Genomic DNA, 19,579 nt, shown 5'->3' with positions numbered 1-19,579 from the left:
TGTCATGAGACAGGAAGAGGGGTATCGGGAGGAATTCGTGCGCTTCGCGATCGCGAAGGGCGTGCTGCTGTTCGGAGAGTTCAAGACCAAGGCGGGCCGGCTTTCGCCCTACTTCTTCAATGCCGGTCTGTTCAACGACGGCGAGAGCCTGCGTCAACTCGGCCGATTCTACGCGATGACCCTGCAGGGCTCCGGGGTGGCCTTCGACATGCTGTTCGGCCCCGCCTACAAGGGCATCCCGCTGGTCGCGGCCACCGCTGCGGCCCTGGCGGACGCGGGCCGCAACGTGCCGTTCGCCTTCAACCGCAAGGAGGCGAAGGATCACGGCGAAGGGGGGACCGTGATCGGCGCACCCCTCAAGGGAAAGGTCATTGTGGTCGATGACGTGATCTCGGCGGGGACCTCGGTGCGAGAGTCGGTCGAGATCATTCGCCAGGCGGGCGCGGAGCCTGCCGGCGTCGTGATCGCCCTTGACCGGCAGGAACGTGGCCAGGGAACCCTGTCCGCAGTTCAGGAAGTGGGAGAGAACTACGGCATCCCGGTGCTGAGCATCTCGACGCTCGACGACGTCCTCGCGTATCTGGCCCGACGCCCCGAACTGGCAGCCTCGTTGCATGCCGTCGAGGAATATCGTCGGCACTACGGAGTCACGACACCATGAAGACAGTGCGGTATCTCGCCGGCGCCGCGGCCACCGGCCTCCTCCTGGGGGCAGGGGCGGCCCACGCCGGCAAGCTATACAAGTGGGTGGACGACAAGGGCATCACCCACTATTCGGAAACCATACCGGCGGACCAGAAGGACCGTAGTTCGACCGAAATCGACAAGAAGGGGCGGGTCCTCAAGCAGAACGAAGCGGCGCTCACCAAGGACCAGGTCCAGGCGATCCAGGAAGAACGGATTCGCAGGAAGTCCGAGGAAAAGCAGGTCGAGGAACAGCGGCGCCGGGACAACGCGCTGCTCAACACCTACACCACCGAGTCGGAGATCGATGATGCGCGGGTCCGCGCGATCGCGGGGGCCACGCAGGCCAAGCAGGCGATCGAGGCGCGATACAAGACGGCACTGTCCCGGTCGACAGGACTGAGGAAGCAGGTCGACGGTCTTGTGAAGACCGGAAAGCCGGTGCCGGAGGCCGTCCGGGAGGAACTGACGACATCGGAGCAGGACACCGCAAAGATCGCCGGCGAACTGAAACTCAAGGAAGCGGAGATCGCCAACCTCCAGCAGAAGTACGACTACGACAGGACACGTTTCAAGGAACTGATGGCAGGAACCCGAAGGTGAGACACGGTTGCGGCGTCTCATCTTCATGATTTTCCAGACATCGGTCCGCACGCCAGCGGCGCGCAACGCGCGATGACCGCAGTCCGTCGTCCGGATGCGGAGCGGCATCCGGCGCATCTTCGATGACGTCGGCGGCCCAGGATCACCGCGCGCGGTTGGGGGACCGTGATGCCCCTTCAGCCCCCCTTCCACACGATCGAACCGTTCCCGCCTGGCCGGCCCTGGCGTATCTGGCGCTGCTGATCTACGGCAGTCTGCTGCCCTTCGATCTGCAACCGCGTTCCGCTCCGGAGGCATGGGCCGCCTTCACCCGGCTCTCGCAGGAGACTTCCAGCCTGGTTTCCTGGTCGGACTGGGGGCTCAACATCGCCTTGTACGTGCCTCTGGCCCTTCTGGCCTTGTGCGCCCTTCCCTTGCGCCGCCACTGGGCGCGGTTTGCAGGTTCGCTGGCGGTGGTGATCGCCTGCATCGGGCTGAGCGCGTGCATCGAATTCGCACAGATGTTCCTGTCCAGCCGGACGCCGTTGTTCCGCGACATCGTGGCCAATGCGCTGGGCGCCGGCATCGGCGCCCTGCTTGCACCCGTGGCCGGGCCCGGACTTGCCGGACTTGCGGCGCTCGTCCGGCGTTCCGCCGCCAGGACGTACGGGCCGTTTCCGCTGCTTCGTGCGGTCCTGATGGTGGCCGTGGTTCCCTATCTCCTGCTGCTGAGTTGGGGAAGCGGCTGGATCTCGAGGGAGTGGCTCGCGCCGGATGCCGCACTGGCACGACTGGGCGGCATGCCGCTCCTGCCGTTCCAGCGCGCGTATTTTGCCGACACGCTCTTCGCCATTCGCAGCGCCACGATCGTCGTGGTTGCCTTCATACCCATGGGTATTTTCGCCTGGCTGCTTCGCTGGGCACCCGCGTCCGGGCGTGGCCTCATGCGCCGGGCCTGGGCCATCTCCGCCCTGGCCTCGTTGGGACTGGAGGCGGGAAAGCTCTTCATCGCGGGTCGTCAACCCGACGCTGGCAACCTGCTTCTCGCCCTTGCCGGTGGGACCCTCGGCGGATGTGCGGCCTGGTTCCTGAGCCGCGCCCGCGTATCCGGCAGCGAGGCCGTGCCGCCGGTGGAAGTGCGGACCGAAATCCGCTGGACCTGGCGCGCGCTGGGATTGGTCGCGCTGGCAGCCAGTGCCTATGTGATCGGGACATTCCCGATCGCCCGCCCCGCTCTTCTGACCGGGGCACTGATCTACGCCGTCTTGCTGTGGAGATATCCCAACGCCTGGCTGCTGGTGGTGCCGGCGCTGCTGCCGGTATTCGACCTGGCGCAATGGTCGGGACGGTTCTTCCTGGACGAGTTCGATGCCGCCGTGCTGCTCACCCTGGCCGTCGGATACTGGCGTCTCGCAACCCGGTCAGGTTCCCTGGCGGCATTGCCGCGAGCCAGCACGGTCCTGCTGCTGATATTCGGTGCATCGCTCGCCGTCAGTGCGGCGGTCGCCCTGCTTCCCCCCGGCCCCCTCGACGCGAACGCGTTCAGCCACTACTACAGCCCCTACAACGCGCTGCGGGTCCTGAAGGGATATGCGTGGGCCGTGGCGCTGTTTCCCCTGGTGGCGACACCGGCTCCGTCGCGAACGCCCGTCGGCCGGTTGTGGTGGATGGGCATGCTCCTGGGACTCGCGGCGGAGATTCTCGCCATCCTCTGGGAACGGATCGTCTTTTCGGGGCTGGGCGATTTCTCGCGGGATTTCCGTGTGTCCGGTTACATGTCGAGCATGCACACGGGAGGGTCGCACGTGGAAGCCTATCTCGTGCTGACGATACCTTTCGTGCTCGTGATGAGCAGGGGCCGCCTCGGCTGGCAGGGTGCCCTCTGGCGGACGGTCATGTTCGGTGCCGCGGCCTATGCGCTTGCAGTGACGTTCGCGCGGGGCGGATACATCGGGCTCGTGATCGCGCTTGCCGTCCTTCTGGCCGGATGGCTCGCGCGGCGTAACGGGGCCCGCGAAAGCGCCACACTTCCATTGGCCGTCACCGCGAGCCTCGTCGCGGCCATCGTCGCGATCCCCGTGCTGACGGGCTCGTTCGCGCAGTCGCGCATGGAATCGAGCCGGCAGGATGCAGGGGTGCGATTCGATCACTGGCGGCATGTGCTGGAGATCCGCGACACCGATGCCCTGAGCGCGTTGACCGGCATGGGACTGGGCCGCTTTCCCGTGAGCTATTTCTACCGCAGCCCGGCCGAGCGGCGGCCGGGCTCCTACAGCTTCCAGAATCGTGAGGGGAATCCCGTGCTGGCGCTCGGCGCAGGCACTCCGATCTACATGGAACAGAAGGTGCCGGCGCGGCACGACACGCCCTACAGGCTCGACGTCGTCGCACGAGGCATCACCGGAGCCGCCGTGCTGAACGTGCTGCTGTGCGAGCGGAACTTCTTCGACTCCTTCGGTTGCGCATCCGCCACGTTCGGTCTGAACGGCGACTGGAAGTCCTATCGTTCGGTGCTGGAGATGAAGTGGCCGGAACGCCTCGGCCGGCCGGTCACGCTCTCCCTGGAGAACGCCGGGCCCGGCAGCCTCGCAGAGATCCGTGAAGTGCGGTTGGAAGCGCCGGATGGCGCCGATCTGGTCGCGAACGGAACGTTCGCCCAGGGAGCCGACCGGTGGTTTCCCTGGGTGTTCGATCACCTGCCCTGGCACATCAAGAACATCTGGATCTCATTCCTCTTCGAACAGGGGTGGCTGGGACTCGTCGCCTTCATCCTGCTTTTCGGACACACCCTGTTCGTGCTGGCGAAACGCTTTCTCGGGACCGGCGATCCGCTGCTGCTTGCGATGATCGCGGGAATGGCGGGCTTCATCACCGTGGGCGGCGTCGATTCTCTCTTCGAAGCTCCGCGCATGACGCTCGCGTTCTTCATGACCTTGGGCCTGGCGTTGCTCGTGCCGGCGGCAGAACGGGCCACCACGCGGATCACCGCAGCGGCAAGGGAACCGGCACGCGAAATCGCCCCGGCGCTCCGTCCGCAGAATGCCTCCCGACCAGCATCCGTCCGCGACGACCCGATCGCGGCAGGCTCACCGCACGCGGGACTGGACGTGGCCGGCTTCGCCTGGGGTGCCGCGGCAGGCATGGCGGCCGTGGGCCTCGTCGCCGTTTCGCTCCCCCACATTCCAGGGCTGCCCTACAACGTCCGGGAACTCCTGTATGCCGGCAGTCCCCTCATGTCGGCAGCGTTGCTGGCCATCTTCTGGTTCTGGCTGGCGGGCGTGCCGGCCGGACTCGCTCCGCTCCTGCGTTCGAATACGGCCAAGATTGCGTATCTGCCTGCCGTGGCAGCGCACGCCTTCGTCACATCGCTTCTCGTCACGCTGGCGGTGCCCTCCGAGAGTGTCCACGACATCGTCGGCTCGCCCATCTTCGACTGGCCCGGCCGCACGGAGGATGTGGTGCGCCTCTCCGCCGTCTTCGCACTCGCCTCGATGGCCCTCACCGGCGGTGCGCTGCTGACCAGAAAACTGGCGGGGGAAGCCGCCAGGAGCGGCATTCGCACCTGGCTGCTGACGACGCTCGCCGTTCTGGGGATCGGCCACTGGGTCATGGTGACGGAAGCGGCCACCGACAACATCACGGAACTGCTCGCACAGGGCGGAAGCCTTTGGGCCTTCGCGTCGCTGTTTCTGGCCGGGCTGGCCGTGTGCCTGGCGGGCAGTGCATTGGCTTCGTTCGCTGCCAGGGCCGGAACGCGCGGGCACGAGGTGCTGATCGCCCTGGCGGCGGGAGGTCTTGCGGCATTCGGGCTGATCCACGCGGGAACCGAATCGCACGTGTTCAAGTACGGGCAGAGCTTCTCCGCGATGCAGTTCCTGCTCAGCATCGACCGGTCGCACCTGGCCACGGGTTCCGGCCTGATCGCCCGATTCGCGGTTGCCTATCTGGCCGCCGTGGGCGCCGTCGCATTCGCCCAGCGGCCCTTCTTCGTGCTCTTCGCCAACCGCAGGACAGCCACCAACGGCCGCTGACCGCCGTCGGAGTCCGGACGTCTATCCCAGCCGCTTGCGCAGCAGATCGTTGACCTGCTGCGGATTGGCCTTTGCCCCTGGTGGCCTTCATCACCTGGCCCACGAGGGCGTTGAACGCCTTCTCCTTGCCCGCCCGGAACTCCTCCACGGACTTGGGATTCGCCGCAAGCACCTCATCGACGATGCGCTCGAGTTCTCCGGAATCGGAGATCTGCCTGAGCCCCCGCTGCTCGATGATCTGATCGGCCTCGCCTTCGCCGGCCCACAGCGCATCGAAGACTTCGCGGGCGAGCTTGCCGGACAGCGTGCCGTCGGCGATCCGCCGCAGCAGCGCTGCCAGTCGCGCCGCGCTCACGGGCGCCTGGGCAAGGTCGATCTGTTCCCTGTTGAGCCGTGCGGCCATCTCGCCCATCAGCCAGTTCGCGCAGAGCTTGGGTTCCGCCGGCAGGGCCGTCACGAGCGCCTCGTAGTAATCGGCCATTTCCCGGCTGGCCGTCAGAGTGGCGGCGTCGTACTCGGACAACTGGTAGGCACTGGAGAAACGCGCGCGCCTGGCTCCTGGCAGTTCGGGCATCGCATCGTGGACGGAGGCCACCCACGCTTCGTCGATCTCGAGCGGCAGAAGATCGGGATCGGGGAAATACCGGTAGTCCTGCGCGTCTTCCTTCGAGCGCATGGCCCGCGTCTCGTTGCGGTCGGGATCGTACAGGCGCGTTTCCTGGGAGATGGTGCCGCCGTCCTCCAGGACCTCGATCTGTCTCGCCATCTCGTACTCGATGGCCTGCTCCAGGAAACGGAAGGAATTGAGGTTCTTGATCTCGCAGCGCGTACCGAAGCGCTCTTCGCCCTTGCGCCTCACCGACACGTTCGCGTCGCAGCGGAACGACCCTTCCTGCATGTTGCCGTCGCAGATCCCGATCCATCGCACGAGCGAGTGCAAGGCTCTTGCGTAGGCCACCGCCTCGGCGGAAGAGCGCATGTCCGGTTCCGTGACGATCTCCAGCAGCGGCGTTCCCGCGCGGTTGAGATCGATGCCGCTCATGCCGTGGAAATCTTCGTGCAGGGACTTGCCGGCATCCTCCTCCAGATGCGCCGCGTCAGCCGCACGCGCTTGGCCGCATCCCCGACTCGAATGTCGAGGTGTCCGCCGAGCACGACGGGTATCTCGTACTGGCTGATCTGATAGCCTTTGGGCAGATCCGGGTAGAAGTAATTCTTGCGCGCGAAGATGGAACGGCGGTTCACCGTCGCCCCCACTGCGAGGCCGAACCGGATGGCGCGCTCGACGGCCCCGCGGTTGAGCACCGGGAGAACCCCGGGCAGGGCCAGGTCCACGGCGCACGCCTGCGCATTGGGCTCGGCCCCGAAAGCGGTGGAGGCTCCCGAGAAGATCTTCGATTGCGTCGACAGCTGGGCGTGAGTCTCGAGCCCGATCACGACTTCCCACATGGCGTTCATCTCATGCCTCGCCGAAACCGGCAGGCACGCGCCGGTGCCAGTCGGTCGCACACTGGTACTGATGGGCGACGCCCAGCATGCGCGCCTCGTCGAAGTAGTTGGCCATCAGCTGCAGTCCCACGGGCCTGCCCTTGTCGCCGAAGCCGCAGGGGATACTCATGCTGGGAATGCCGGCCAGGCTGCCCGGCACCGTATAGAGATCGGCCAGGTACATGGATACCGGGTCGGCAGCCTTCTCCCCGAATCCGAAAGCGACACTGGTCGTGACCGGTCCGGCAATGACGTCGCACTGCGCGAAGGCGCGCTGGAACTCGTCGGCGATCAGCCGCCTCACCTTCTGCGCCTTGAGGTAGTACGCATCGTAGTAGCCGTGCGAAAGCACGTAGGCTCCCACGAGGATCCTGCGCTTCGGCTCGGGCCCCAGTCCTTCCGCCCGCGAACGCTTGATCATGTCCGTCAGGTCGCCGTAGTCCTTGGCCCTGTGCCCGTAACGCACGCCGTCGAACCGGCTCAGATTGCTCGAACATTCCGCCGGAGCGACCACGTAATAGACAGGAATGCCCAGATGCGCATTGGGCAGCGAGATGTCGACGAGCGTCGCACCCAGCTTCTCGTACGTGGCGAGCGCCGCGCGGATCGCGGATTCCACGTCCGGAGCGAGCCCCTTGCCGAAGAATTCCCTGGGGACGCCGATGCGCACCCCCCTCACCGGGGCGTCGAGGAGTCGCGCGCAGTCCTCCGCCGGCCTGTCCACGCTGGTGGAGTCACGCGGGTCGTAGCCCAGCATGGCCGAGAGGACCAGGGCGGCGTCCTCGGCGGATACTGTCATCAGGCCCGCCGTGTCCAGACTCGACGCGAAAGCGATCATGCCCCAGCGGGAGGGACGGCCGTAGGTGGGTTTCGTGCCCGTGATACCCGTGAACGCGGCCGGTTCGCGGATGGAGCCACCCGTGTCCGTCGCCGTGGCCACCGGCGCGATCCGCGCAGCGACCGCCGCGGAAGAACCGCCGGAACTGCCTCCCGGGACCGCGCCCTTGTCCCACGGATTCAGCACGGGTCCATAGGCACTGTGCTCGTTGGACGAGCCCATGGCGAACTCGTCGCAGTTGAGCTTGCCCAGACACACCATGCCCGCGCGCTCGAGCTGCTCGACAACGGTGGCGTCGAACGGGCTCATGTAACCCTCGAGCATCCGGCTGGAGGCGGTGCTGGCCCACCCGCGCGTCACGAATATGTCCTTGTGGCCCAGCGGCACTCCCAGCAGCGGCGCCGATTCGCCGGCGGCCAGACGGCGGTCGGCCACTTCGGCCTGGCGCAGGCTCACCTCGGGGCGCACGTCGAGAAAGGCGTTGAGGTCGCGGTGACGGTCAATCCGGTCGAGAAAGAGCCGGGTGAGTTCCACCGAGGAGACTTCCCGGCGGGCCAGCAGGCGGCCGAGTTCGGCCACCGGCGCGAGGTGCAACTGGGTCACGGAGTGTCCTTGCTACGGATGAAGGCGGAGCGGGCGGGTCATTCGACCACGCGGGGAACGAGGAACAGACCCTCCTGCTGCTCCGGCGCGTTTCGCATGTGCGCGGCACGGTCCACATCCTCGGTCACGCGGTCGTCCCGCAGGCGCTGGGCGCCGCCGAGCGGGTGTGCCATGGGCTCGACGCCCGACGTGTCCACGGCCTGCATCTGCTCGATCATGGCGAAGATGTCGTTCAGTTGCGAAAGCGTGCGCTCCGCCTCTGCCTGAGAGATGTGGATTCGGGCAAGATGCGCAATGCGTGCGACATCTTCGAGCGTCAATGCCATGGAGGTTTTTGCCCTTGGAAATTCGACGAATCGGTGACGAAACGCCTTTGTCAATCAAGCCTCGTAAGGTACCATATCGCCCCATTTCGGCACCACCCGCCGCATTCCCGACAATCTAAGTCCTCCCACGGGGCACTCTCGCATGTTCGGTTTTCTAAGTGGTTACTTTTCCAATGATTTGGCCATCGACCTCGGCACTGCCAACACGCTCATCTACGTGCGTGGCCAGGGCATCGTGCTGGACGAGCCTTCGGTCGTTGCCATCCGCCAGGACGGGCCGAACGGCAAGAAGGTGATCGAGCAGGTCGGCCTGATGGCGAAGCAGATGCTGGGCAGGACCCCCGGCAACATCACCGCCATCCGGCCCATGAAGGACGGTGTCATCGCCGACTTCACGGTCACGGAGCAGATGCTCAAGCAGTTCATCAAGAAGGTGCACGACGCCCGCCTGTTCAGTCCGCAGCCCCGGATCGTCATCTGCGTCCCCTGCGGTTCCACGCAGGTGGAGCGGCGCGCCATCAAGGAGTCCGCCTTCGGCGCGGGCGCCCGCAAGGTCGAACTCATCGAGGAGCCCATGGCGGCCGCCATCGGTGCCGGGCTCCCCGTGAACGAGGCCACCGGCTCCATGGTCGTCGACATCGGCGGTGGCACCACCGAGGTCGGTGTCATATCGCTCGGCGGCATCGTCTACTCCGCCTCGGTGCGGGTCGGCGGGGACAAGTTCGACGAGGCGATCATCAACTACATCCGCCGCAACTACGGCATGCTGATCGGCGAGACGACCGCCGAGGAGATCAAGAAGGAAATCGGTTCGGCGTTCCCGGGGTCGGAAGTCCGCGAGAAGGAAGTCAAGGGACGCAATCTGGCCGAGGGCATTCCGCGCAGCTTCACGATCTCGTCGAACGAGATTCTCGAGGCGCTCACCGACCCGCTCAATTCCATCGTCAGCGCGGTGAAGTCCGCGCTGGAGCAGACGCCGCCCGAACTGGGCGCCGACATCGCCGACCGCGGCATGGTGCTCACCGGCGGCGGTGCGCTGCTGCGGGAGATCGACCGTCTGCTCATGGAGGAGACCGGCCTGCCCGTGATCGTCGCCGACGACCCGCTCACCTGCGTGGTCCGGGGGTCCGGCAAGGCGCTCGAACACATGGACAAGTGGACGAGCATCTTCACGAACGACTGAACCGGGTGACCGGCCCTTCCGCCGGCTCCGGGTGGCCGGGGGCCGGCACCTTCACGCGTGGCCCGGTTCGGACGAACCGGGCGAACGCGGATATCGCGGACATTAGAGTCACCTGATGCAAGCTTCCGCGCCGCCGATCTTCAAGCGCGGCCCGAGTCTGATCGTACGGCTGGCCTTCTTCGCCATCCTTTCGCTGGTACTGCTCGTGGCGGACGCCCGCTTTCGCTACCTCGAAGAGATCCGCGCCGGCGTTTCCGTCGTCCTTTTCCCGCTCCAGGAAGCCGCATCGGTCCCCTCGACGCTGATCAAGCGGGTCGGCGAGTTCTTCGTGACCCAGGCGGCGCTGTACCGCGAGAACGAGCAACTGAAGCGCGAACGGCTCCTGAGCGGTTCGGACGTTCAGCGCATCCGTGCCCTCGAATCCGAGAACGAGCAGCTCCGGCGCCTGGTCAACGCGCCCCCCATTCCCGGCCGCACCCGCACGATCGCGGAGATTCTCTACGAGACGCGCGACCCGTTCACCCGCAAGGTCGTCATCGACCGCGGAATGATGCATGGGGTGAAGACGGGCCAGGCCGTGGTGGATCACCTGGGCGTGATCGGCCAGGTGACCCGCGTCTTTCCGCTCGTGGCCGAGGTTTCCCTGCTGACCGACAAGTCGCAATCGGTGCCGGTACAGAGCGTGCGCACCGGTGTCCGCTCCATCACGTTCGGCCTCGGCCCCGAGGGCATGGTCGAGCTGCGCTTCATGCCCGTGAACGCCGACGTGAAGAGCGGAGACGCGTTCGTGACGTCCGGCATCGACGGGACCTACCCGCCCGGTCTGCCGGTCGCCGTGGTCACCAGCATCGAGCGGAACGCAACCTCGTTCGCGCGCATCCTCTGTGTTCCCGCGGCGGGAGTCTCCAGTTACACGCGGGTGGCGGTGCTGTCCGATGGACCGGACCGGCCCGAGAACACCCTCGCATCGCCTCCTGCATCGCCGCCCGCGTCGCCTCCTGCGTCGCCGGCTGCCCCCCCGAAGGAAAGGACGGAAACCCCGCAATGAGCCTGAGCGGACTGGGAGACAACATCCACGGCGGCGAGATCCTCCTGCCGGTGCGGGGCGGATACATCATCGTGACGATGCTGCTCGCCCTGCTGCTGAATCTCATTCCCCTGCCCGGCTGGCTGTCCAGCGCCACCCCGGACTTCGTCGCCGTGATCGTCCTGTACTGGAGCGTGTTCCAGGCACATCGCGTGGGGCTGTGGCCCGCCTGGGTGCTGGGACTGCTGATGGACGTGGCCGACGCCAGCCTGTTCGGCCAGCACGCGATCTCGTACTGCGTCGCCGCCTTCGCCGGCATCTTCCTGCACCGGCGCATCCAGATGTTCCCGATGAGCTATCAGATCGCGCACGTGCTGGCGATTCTCGCGGGGCAGCAGGCCCTGCAGCTGCTCATCCGGCTCATCGCCAACGCGGATCCGCCGGACATGCTCTATTTCGTGTCCAGTCTCACGGGAGCGGCCCTCTGGCCCGCGGTGGTGGGCATCCTTCTGGTGCCCATGCGCCGGCGCACGAAGCTGGAAGAAGTCGGCTGACCGGGACGTCAGCCGCCGCACCCGCCGAATGCTCCTCCGCCTGCCCTCCAAGATGAAGTTCGGGCGAAGCCGCGCCGGCTTCCGGCCCAAGCAAAGGGGCGTCGAACTGCGTCACGAGGAATCGCGCGTGCGTGCCTGGCTCGCACGGCTCACGACCGGCCGGCCCAAGGCCGGATTCCGGCCGCAGGCCCATGGCGTGGAAATGCGCGACCTGGGCCGGGAACTCGAACGCTTCCACTGGCGCCTGGCAGTCTGCGCGGGCGGCGTCCTGTTCCTGTTCTTCGTGCTGCTGCTGCGGTTCTTCTGGCTGCAGGTGATGCAGCACGACTACTACCTGACGCTGGCCGAGGCCAACCGGATCTCCATCGTGCCGGTCGTGCCGAACCGGGGCCTGATGATCGACCGCAATGGCGTGGTCCTGGCACACAACTATTCCGCCTTCACGCTGGAGATGTCGCCCAAGGAGGCCGGACCGGTCGAGCCGCTGCTGGACGAGCTCTCCGAGTTCATCGACATCGCCCCGCGCGACCGCAAGCGGCTGCGCAAGCTGATCGAGGACCGCAAGGAGCTCGACAATCTTCCCATCCGCACCCGCCTCACCGACGAGGAGGTCGCGCGATTCTCGGTCAACCGGTACCGCTTTCCGGGCGTGCACATCAACGCCAGGCTCTTCCGTCACTACCCCAACGGGGAGATCGCCTCCCACCTGATCGGCTACATCGGACGCCTGAGCGAGAAGGAGATGGCCAGGCTGGAGGAGAAGGGCCTGGCCGCCAACTACCGCGGCGCCGACTACATCGGGAAGGTCGGGCTGGAAGGCAGTTACGAGCGGGACCTCCACGGCGTTGCGGGGGTGGAGGAGGTGGAAACCGACGCCGGAGGCCGTGCCGTCCGCACGCTCCGCACCACCCCGTCCGTCTCCGGCAACAACCTGCACCTGGCCGTCGATCTGCGCATCCAGGAGATCGCGGAGCAGGCTTTCGGCACGCGCCGTGGCGCGCTGGTCGCGATCGAACCCTCCACCGGCGGCGTGCTGGCTCTCGTGTCCCGCCCGGGGTTCGATCCGAACCTCTTCGTGGAGGGCATCGATCCGCAGAACTGGGAGATGCTCAACAACTCGCCCGACAAGCCGCTCAACAACCGGGCACTCCAGGGCGTGTACCCGCCCGGTTCCACCTTCCAAGCCCTTCATGGCGCTGGCCGGCCTCGAGCTGGGCAAGCGCTCTCCCGAGTACACCATCTCCGACCCCGGCTACTTCGTTCTGGGCGGAGCCGGGCACGTGTACCGGGACTGGAAGAAGGGCGGGCACGGCATGGTGGACCTGCACCGGTCCATCGTCATCTCTTGCGACACCTACTACTACGGCCTCGCCCAGGAGCTGGGCATCGACAACATCCACCGCTTCATCGGCCAGTTCGGCCTGGGCAAGCCGACAGGCGTCGACATCCCTGGCGAGTCGGGAGGCCTGCTGCCGTCGCAGGAGTGGAAGATGCGGCGGTTCAAGCAGAAGTGGTTCGGGGGAGACACGATCTCGGTCGGCATCGGTCAGGGATACAACCTCGCCACGCCGATCCAGCTCGCGTTCGCCACGGCCGTCCTGGCCAATCGCGGCGTCGTCTACCGGCCCCACGTGGTCCGTCAGGTGGAGGACAGCCAGTCCGGCGACCGGCGCACGATCGAGCCGCAGCCCTTCAACACCTTCCCGATCAGCGACGACAACTACGTGCGCGTGCGCAATGCGATGGTGGATGTGAACAAGCCGGGCGGCACGGCGGCCCAGGCGTTCTCGGGGGCGGAGTACGCCGTTGCCGGGAAAACCGGTACGGCGCAGGTGATCGGCATGAAGCAGGGCGAGAAGTACGACGAATCGAAGATTGCCGAGCGCTTCCGCGATCACGCGCTCTACATCGCGTACGCGCCCGCGGAAAATCCCAAGGTGGCACTGGCGATCCTCGTGGAGAACGGCGGCCACGGGGGCTCCGCGGCAGCACCGATCGCCCGGGCGGTCTTCGATTTCGCGATCCTCGGCAAGCTGCCCAAGCCGCCGAAGGAGAAGGAACCCGAGCACGCGCAGCCGGCTGGCACCGCAGCACCCGCGCAGGAAGAGGAAAGTGATTAACCGGATATTCGGACTCTTCGTAAAGCACCTGGATCCGTTCCTCATCACGGTCGTCGCCGTGCTGCTGTCCATCGGCATGGTGGTGCTGTACAGCGCGTCCGGCCAGAATTTCTCGCGCGTGGGCGGGCAGATCGTCAACATGGGAATCGCCGTGTCGGTGATGTGGGTGGCAGCCAACGTCCCGCCCCAGCACATGGCCCGGCTCGCGCTCCCCGTGTACGTCCTGGGCCTGGGACTGCTCGTGGGCGTGGCGCTGTTCGGAGAAGTGAGCAACGGCGCGCGGCGCTGGCTCAACATCGGCGTCACGCGAATCCAGCCGTCGGAGATCATGAAGATCGGCGTGCCGCTGATGCTCGCGTGGTATTTCGACCGCTACGAGGCGATCCTGCGGTTGAAGGACTTCGCCATCGGCGCCGTGGTGCTCGCCGTGCCCGTGGGACTCATCGCCAAGCAGCCGGACCTCGGAACCGCGCTTCTGGTGGGCGCCGCGGGCTTCTATGTGCTGTTCCTCGCCGGACTTTCCTGGAAGATCATCATCGGCCTGGCCATCGCCGGCGGGTCGATGCTGCCGGTGCTGTGGGGCATGATGCACGACTACCAGCGCCAACGTATCCTCACCATGATCGACCCCTCGCAGGATCCGCTGGGCACCGGCTATCACACCATCCAGTCCACCATCGCCATGGGCTCGGGCGGGCTGTTCGGCAAAGGCTGGCTAAACGGTACGCAGGCCCGCCTCGATTTCCTGCCGGAACGCACGACCGACTTCGTGTTCGCCGTCTACTCCGAGGAGTTCGGCCTGTTCGGCAATCTGGTGCTGCTGGTGCTGTTCGTGCTCATCATCGGACGCGGCCTGTACATCGCCGCGAACGCCTCCGTGCTCTTCTCGCGCCTGCTCGCGGGTGCCGTCACCCTGACATTCTTCACCTACGCATTCGTGAACATGGGCATGGTGAGCGGGGTGCTCCCGGTGGTCGGCGTGCCCTTGCCGCTGATCAGCTATGGCGGCACGTCGCTCGTCACTCTGCTGTTCGGCATCGGGATCCTGATGAGCATCCATACGCACAAGCGTCTGGTGAAAGGCTAGTCACCGTGAAGATCCGTCCGCGATTCCCGAGCATCGTTCCGCTTCCGGCCCTCTGCGTCCTCGTCGCCGCCGGGCTCCTGGCCGCGGGATGCGCCAGTACCGAGATCGGGCCGAACGAGCGCAGACCGGCGGCCGCGGGCACCCCGTCCGGAACGAAGGCGGCCGCGCCTGCGACGACGGCGTCCGGCAAGGGCGGCTACTACCTCGACGACGGCCCGGGCGCAGATCCGCCGCCGGACCTCGACAGCATCCCCGATGCGACGCCACGCGCGGAACCGCTGCATCAGGCATCGCTACGCCCCTATTCGGCGCTGGGGCAGGACTACGCGCCTCTCACGCGGCTCACGCCCTACAAGGCGCGCGGTGTCGCCACCTGGTACGGCCGCCGCTATCACGGCAAGCCCACCTCGACCGGCGAGCGCTACGACATGTACGCGATGACCGCCGCGCATACCATCCTTCCGCTGCCGAGCTACGCGAAGGTCACGTCGCTCGCTTCAGGCAAGTCGGTCGTCGTGCGCATCAACGACCGAGGCCCGTTCCGCAAGGACCGCCTGATCGATCTCTCCTACGCGGCGGCGCACCGGCTCGGTCTGATCAACGACGGCAGCGGCATGGTCGAGGTGGAAACCCTGCTTCCGGGAGCCAGCGCGTTGACCGTAGCCGATCCGGAGCCTGCGCCACCGCCCGTTCGCGTGCAGAGCGATCCCGCGCTGACGCCGCTCCCGCCCACCAACGGGATATTCCTGCAGCTCGGCGCATTCTCCGAGCCCGGCAACGCGGAGGACTTTGCCCGCAAGATGCGGACGGAGCTTTCCGATCTTCCGCACCCGGTCACCGTCGTGTCGGTATCGGGCCTGTACCGCGTGCAGAGCGGCCCGTTTCCCGACAGGAACACGGCGCGAGGCGAAGCCGAGCGCGTGGCATCACGACTCGGTTCGCGGCCCTTCGTCACGGTGCGCTGACCCGACCCCTTTTCCCAACGCATCCACCGACTCCCGATGACTACTCTGATCTGCGGTTCCATGGCCTACGACACGATCATGGTGTTTCACGATCGTTTCAAGCATCACATCCTGCCCGACCAGCTGCACATCCTGAACGTCTCGTTCCTCGTTCCGGACATGCGCCGCGAGTTCGGGGGCTGCGCCGGCAACATCGCGTACTCGCTCAAGCTGCTGGAGGGCGAGCCGCTCGTCATGGCGACGGTGGGCCAGGACTTCCAGCCCTACGCCAACAGGCTGGATGCGCTGGGACTCGCCCGCACCCACGTCACCGAAGTGCCGGAGTCGTTCACCGCCCAGGCGTTCATCACCACGGATCTCGACGACAACCAGATCACCGCCTTCCATCCGGGCGCGATGATGCAGTCTCACCGCAACTCGGTGGCCGACGCGAAGGGCGTCGAGCTCGGGATCGTGTCCCCGGACGGCCGGGACGGCATGCTGCAGCACGCGCGTGAATTCCACGAGGCCGGCATTCCGTTCGTGTTCGATCCGGGCCAGGGACTGCCCATGTTCAACGGCGACGAGGTCAAGGCGTTCATCGCCAAGGCCGCCTACGTCACCGTGAACGACTACGAAGCGAGGCTCGTGGAGGAGAAGACCGGCGAGACGGTCGAATCGCTTTCGCGGCGCGTCAAGGCGTTCATCGTGACCCGCGGCGGATCGGGTTCCACCGTGTGGCAGGACGGCAAGTCCGTCGACATCCCGAGCGTCACTCCGGAAGCGGTCGTCGATCCGACGGGATGCGGGGACGCCTATCGCGGCGGAATCCTGTACGGCATCGTCAACGGGCTGGACTGGGCGCTCACGGGCCGCCTCGCTTCGCTGATCGGCTCGCTGAAGATCGCCCGTCGCGGCGCCCAGAACCACTCCTTCACCCGGGACGAGATCGCGACCCGCTTCAAGGAAAGCTTCGGCATGCGGCTCTGGTGATGGCTTCGGATCTCCGCCCGGCGTCCGCCGCGACGGAACGATGACTCGATGGATGCACGCAAGCGCGCACGTCGATCCCGCATTCCGTGACCGGACCTTCCTTAACGGTCGCGTAACCATCGCGTAACCGACGCGTCACTGCCCTTTCCTATGCTGGAATCTTCTCGACTCTCCGAGAGGATTCCATGCTTGGACTGGAAGAACGCCGCGTCGGCGGCAGGACTGCGCCGCTGACCGTGGGCCTTGCCCGCACACCCGGGCAGATTCGCGAGGCCCAGAGGCTCCGCTGGCGGGTATTCGCGGACGAACTCGGGGCGCGGCTGTCCTCGAACGAGCCGGGCGTGGACCGCGACCTGTTCGATGCACACTGCGAGCACCTGGTGGTGCGCGACGAACGTTCCGGCGAGACGGTGGGAACGTACCGGATTCTTCCGGGCGCGCAGGCGCGGCGCCTGGGTGGCTTCTATGCGGACGAGGAGTTCGATCTGACCCGTCTTTCGCATCTGCGCGATCGCACCGTGGAGATCGGCCGTTCGTGCGTCCACCCCGACTATCGCAACGGCGCGACGCTCGCGCTGCTGTGGTCCGGGATCGCCCGCTACATGACGTCGCAACGCTACGAGTACCTCGTCGGCTGCGCTTCCGTGAGCATGGCCGACGGTGGACACTCGGCGGCGAGTCTTTACAATCGGCTCCAGGACACCAGCCTGAGTCCGATCGAGTACCGCGTGTTTCCGCGCTGCGCCCTTCCGCTGGACCGTCTGGACGGTGGGCGCGCCGTCGCCGTTCCTCCGTTGCTGCGCGGATACCTGCGCTGCGGCGCCTGGGTCTGCGGCGAGCCGGCGTGGGATCCGGATTTCAACGTGGCGGATCTGCTCATGCTGTTGCCTCTGTCCCGGATGGATGTCCGGTACGCGCGGCACTTCATGAAGCATGCCCCCATCGAATAGCGCACTCGTTCGCAACACCCGCATCGCGCTGCTGGCGACGCACGTCGCGGTCGGACTCTTTCTGAGCGGCGCGGTCTTTCCGTGGCTGGGAAGGCGTGGCCGCGCGGCCTGCTTTCGCTGGTGGTCCCGGCGGATCCTCGCGATCCTGCACGTGCGCCTCCGGCATCTTGGAATCGCCGCGCCTGTGAAGGCGAGGCCCCTGCTGGTGCTGTCCAATCACGTGTCGTGGCTGGACATCTTCGTCATCCGCAGCCACATCGAATGCCTGTTCGTCGCCAAGTCGGAGATCCGCGGCTGGCCGCTGGTCGGATGGCTGGTGGCGAAACAGGGAACGGTCTTCGTGCAACGTGCCCGCCGTCACGACACCTCCCGCGTCAACTCGGCACTGGAAACGGCACTGACGGAGGGCCAGGCCATGGCGGTGTTCCCGGAAGGCACGACCACGGACGGAACCGAGGTGAAGCCGTTCCACGGCTCGCTGTTGCAGCCGCTCGTGCAGTCCGGCGGGTACGCGCTTCCGCTGGCGCTGGGCTATCGGTATCCGGACGGACGCCCGAACGACAAGGCGGCCTACGCCGGCGACCGGTCCCTCTGGGAATCCACGGTCCTGCTCGCCTCGCAGCCGGAAATCGTCGTGGAACTGCACGTGCTCGAGCCGGTACACGCGCAGGGCAAGCATCGCCGCGATCTCGCCGAGTTCTGCTCTGCGCGAATTGCAGAAGCCCTCAATCTGCCTCCGCCCGGCAGGCGACGTGGAACGCCCGGCGGTCTTCCAGCCGCAACGCCGTAAGACTGCGTCCCCAGAGGCACCCGCTGTCGAGCGCGACGTAATCCGGACCGATCCGGTAACCCAGCGCGGACCAGTGGCCGAAGAGAAGCGTGTGCGTCCGGCTGCACCGGCCCGGCACTTCGTACCAGGGCAGATAGCCCGGGGGGATGTCCTCGAGTTCGCCCTTGTGGCGGAACTCCATGACGCCTTGCGGCGTGCAGACGCGCAGACGCGTCATCGCATTGACGATCACACGGGCGCGATCCCATCCCTGAAGGTCATCGTCCCAGCGATCGGGCTTGTTGCCGTACATCGAGCGCAGGAATTCGTCGCACCTGTCCGACTGGAGCAGGGCCTCGGCTTCCGCCGCCAGGGCGCGGGCCTTCTCCACGGTCCACTGCGGCAGCAGTCCTGCATGGACCAGCGCCCACGGTCCTTCGACGTGGAACAAGGGACGGTGCCGCAGCCAGTCGAGCAATTCGTCCCTGTCCGGTGCCGCCAGGACATCCTGGAAGGTGTCGCCTCGATGCAGCGGGGCGTGCCCCCGCCGGCGACCAGAAGGTGCAGATCGTGGTTGCCGAGCACGACGGTGGCGCGATCGCCAAGTCCACGAACGAAGCGAAGAATTCCGAGAGAGTCGGGCCCTCGATTGACGAGGTCACCCACGCACCAGAGACGATCCCGCGCCGCGTCGAAGCCACAGTGGTCGAGCAGCCGGACGAGCGGATCGAGGCAGCCCTGGAGATCACCGACGACGAAGGTGCTCATGGGTTCTTCAGAAGGGAGGCAGGCAAGGCACCTGACCGCCTCGCCTTCCCGACGGGCGGGCCGACGGCACGCCCGTCACGCAGGAGAAATCGCCAATGCGCGCTGCTACTTGACCATCGCGGTCATGGCATCGACCGCGGCCTTCACTTCATCGTCGGACAGCGCAGCATTGCCGCCCTTTGCCGGCATGGCGCGGATGCCCTTGATCGCGTGCTCGTACAGGACGTTCTTGCCCTGGCCGATGCGGGGTCCCCACGCCGCCTTGTCGCCCGCTTTCGGCGCGCCCGCGATACCGGCCCCGTGACAGACCGCGCAGACCTTGTCGTACACGGCCTTGCCGTCCTGCTTCGCCGCCGCGGCGGGGGCGGGGGCAGCCGAGGGAGCGGGTGCGGGGGCTGCTACTGCGGCTGCAGGTGCCGCGGCAGGCGCGGATCCGCCTGCCATCACGATTTCACCCACCGGTTGAATGCGCTTTCCGATCGCCTCCGCCGACTGGCCGGCATCGCTGGGAGCGGTCCTGAGACCGCCCATGACGAACTGCGAGACCAGGACGATGATGGCGATCGGGATCGCAAAGGCGAGCATCACGACCACCACGAGCTGCTGCGGATTCTTGATTGCCGACTCGTGCG

The 19,579-nt window shown here is 66.5% G+C and carries 14 protein-coding genes and 3 pseudogenes; 12 read left to right on the top strand and 5 right to left on the bottom strand.

Annotated elements, in window-relative coordinates; translation table 11 throughout:
• Window positions 1-4 precede the first annotated feature (4 nt).
• From pyrE to vanZ, 3 genes are all read left to right on the top strand, one after another.
• Window positions 5-661, top strand: a complete 657-nt coding sequence (pyrE, locus tag IPK20_06120) for an orotate phosphoribosyltransferase (GenBank protein MBK8016329.1) — start codon at window positions 5-7, stop codon at window positions 659-661.
• Window positions 658-1,287 (top strand): DUF4124 domain-containing protein, encoded by a 630-nt coding sequence (locus tag IPK20_06115; protein MBK8016328.1) that lies wholly within the window; start codon window positions 658-660, stop codon window positions 1,285-1,287. Before pyrE ends, IPK20_06115 begins: the two co-directional genes overlap by 4 nt.
• Before the next feature lie 122 nt (window positions 1,288-1,409).
• The gene (gene vanZ, locus IPK20_06110; GenBank protein ID MBK8016327.1) at window positions 1,410-5,297 is read left to right on the top strand and encodes a VanZ family protein; all 3,888 of its coding nucleotides are present in this window, start codon (window positions 1,410-1,412) and stop codon (window positions 5,295-5,297) included.
• Window positions 5,298-5,318: 21 nt separating this feature from the next.
• Here the strand turns inward: vanZ and gatB are convergent.
• The 3 genes and pseudogenes from gatB to gatC all read right to left on the bottom strand — a co-directional run bounded on the left by gatB (window position 5,319) and on the right by gatC (window position 8,552).
• A pseudogene (gene gatB, locus IPK20_06105) lies at window positions 5,319-6,755 on the bottom strand (Asp-tRNA(Asn)/Glu-tRNA(Gln) amidotransferase subunit GatB).
• Between the two features lies 1 nt (window position 6,756).
• On the bottom strand, window positions 6,757-8,226 hold the full coding sequence (gene gatA / locus IPK20_06100; GenBank protein ID MBK8016326.1) for an Asp-tRNA(Asn)/Glu-tRNA(Gln) amidotransferase subunit GatA: 1,470 nt from the start codon (window positions 8,224-8,226) through the stop codon (window positions 6,757-6,759).
• A 38-nt stretch (window positions 8,227-8,264) separates the two neighbouring features.
• Window positions 8,265-8,552, bottom strand: coding sequence for an Asp-tRNA(Asn)/Glu-tRNA(Gln) amidotransferase subunit GatC (gene gatC, locus IPK20_06095; GenBank protein ID MBK8016325.1), 288 nt, complete (start codon window positions 8,550-8,552; stop codon window positions 8,265-8,267).
• Between the two features lie 142 nt (window positions 8,553-8,694).
• Between gatC and IPK20_06090 the strand changes: the two genes are divergently transcribed.
• The 9 genes and pseudogenes from IPK20_06090 to IPK20_06050 all read left to right on the top strand — a co-directional run bounded on the left by IPK20_06090 (window position 8,695) and on the right by IPK20_06050 (window position 18,200).
• Window positions 8,695-9,735, top strand: a complete 1,041-nt coding sequence (locus tag IPK20_06090) for a rod shape-determining protein (protein MBK8016324.1) — start codon at window positions 8,695-8,697, stop codon at window positions 9,733-9,735.
• Window positions 9,736-9,850: 115 nt separating this feature from the next.
• Window positions 9,851-10,783 carry a rod shape-determining protein MreC gene (gene mreC, locus IPK20_06085; protein ID MBK8016323.1) on the top strand — a complete coding sequence of 311 codons (933 nt, stop codon included), beginning with the start codon at window positions 9,851-9,853 and terminating at the stop codon, window positions 10,781-10,783.
• The gene (gene mreD / locus IPK20_06080) at window positions 10,780-11,316 is read left to right on the top strand and encodes a rod shape-determining protein MreD (protein ID MBK8016322.1); all 537 of its coding nucleotides are present in this window, start codon (window positions 10,780-10,782) and stop codon (window positions 11,314-11,316) included. Before mreC ends, mreD begins: the two co-directional genes overlap by 4 nt.
• Window positions 11,317-11,518: 202 nt before the next feature.
• A pseudogene (gene mrdA, locus IPK20_06075) lies at window positions 11,519-13,436 on the top strand (penicillin-binding protein 2).
• Window positions 13,429-14,523, top strand: a complete 1,095-nt coding sequence (gene rodA, locus IPK20_06070; GenBank protein ID MBK8016321.1) for a rod shape-determining protein RodA — start codon at window positions 13,429-13,431, stop codon at window positions 14,521-14,523. The pseudogene mrdA and the gene rodA overlap by 8 nt, the downstream one beginning before the upstream one ends.
• 11 nt (window positions 14,524-14,534) lie before the next feature.
• Window positions 14,535-15,488, top strand: a complete 954-nt coding sequence (locus IPK20_06065) for a septal ring lytic transglycosylase RlpA family protein (GenBank protein MBK8016320.1) — start codon at window positions 14,535-14,537, stop codon at window positions 15,486-15,488.
• A gap of 36 nt (window positions 15,489-15,524) precedes the next feature.
• Window positions 15,525-16,460, top strand: a complete 936-nt coding sequence (locus IPK20_06060; protein MBK8016319.1) for a carbohydrate kinase family protein — start codon at window positions 15,525-15,527, stop codon at window positions 16,458-16,460.
• 185 nt (window positions 16,461-16,645) lie between these two features.
• A complete protein-coding gene (locus IPK20_06055; GenBank protein ID MBK8016318.1) occupies window positions 16,646-17,410 on the top strand; it encodes a GNAT family N-acetyltransferase in 765 nt (254 codons plus the stop codon).
• A complete protein-coding gene (locus IPK20_06050) occupies window positions 17,394-18,200 on the top strand; it encodes a 1-acyl-sn-glycerol-3-phosphate acyltransferase (protein MBK8016317.1) in 807 nt (268 codons plus the stop codon). Before IPK20_06055 ends, IPK20_06050 begins: the two co-directional genes overlap by 17 nt.
• Here the strand turns inward: IPK20_06050 and IPK20_06045 are convergent.
• Together IPK20_06045 and IPK20_06040 are read right to left on the bottom strand one after the other, a co-directional pair.
• Window positions 18,136-18,947, bottom strand: a pseudogene (locus IPK20_06045) (symmetrical bis(5'-nucleosyl)-tetraphosphatase). The gene IPK20_06050 and the pseudogene IPK20_06045 sit on opposite strands and share 65 nt — an antisense overlap.
• A gap of 105 nt (window positions 18,948-19,052) precedes the next feature.
• Window positions 19,053-19,532, bottom strand: a complete 480-nt coding sequence (locus tag IPK20_06040; protein ID MBK8016316.1) for a cytochrome c5 family protein — start codon at window positions 19,530-19,532, stop codon at window positions 19,053-19,055.
• Window positions 19,533-19,579 lie beyond the last annotated feature (47 nt).

Source organism: Betaproteobacteria bacterium, assembly GCA_016713305.1.
Lineage (GTDB): Bacteria > Pseudomonadota > Gammaproteobacteria > Burkholderiales.
The sequence above is the reverse complement of the archived record's forward strand: the minus strand, read 5'-3'. Positions and strand labels throughout refer to the sequence as shown.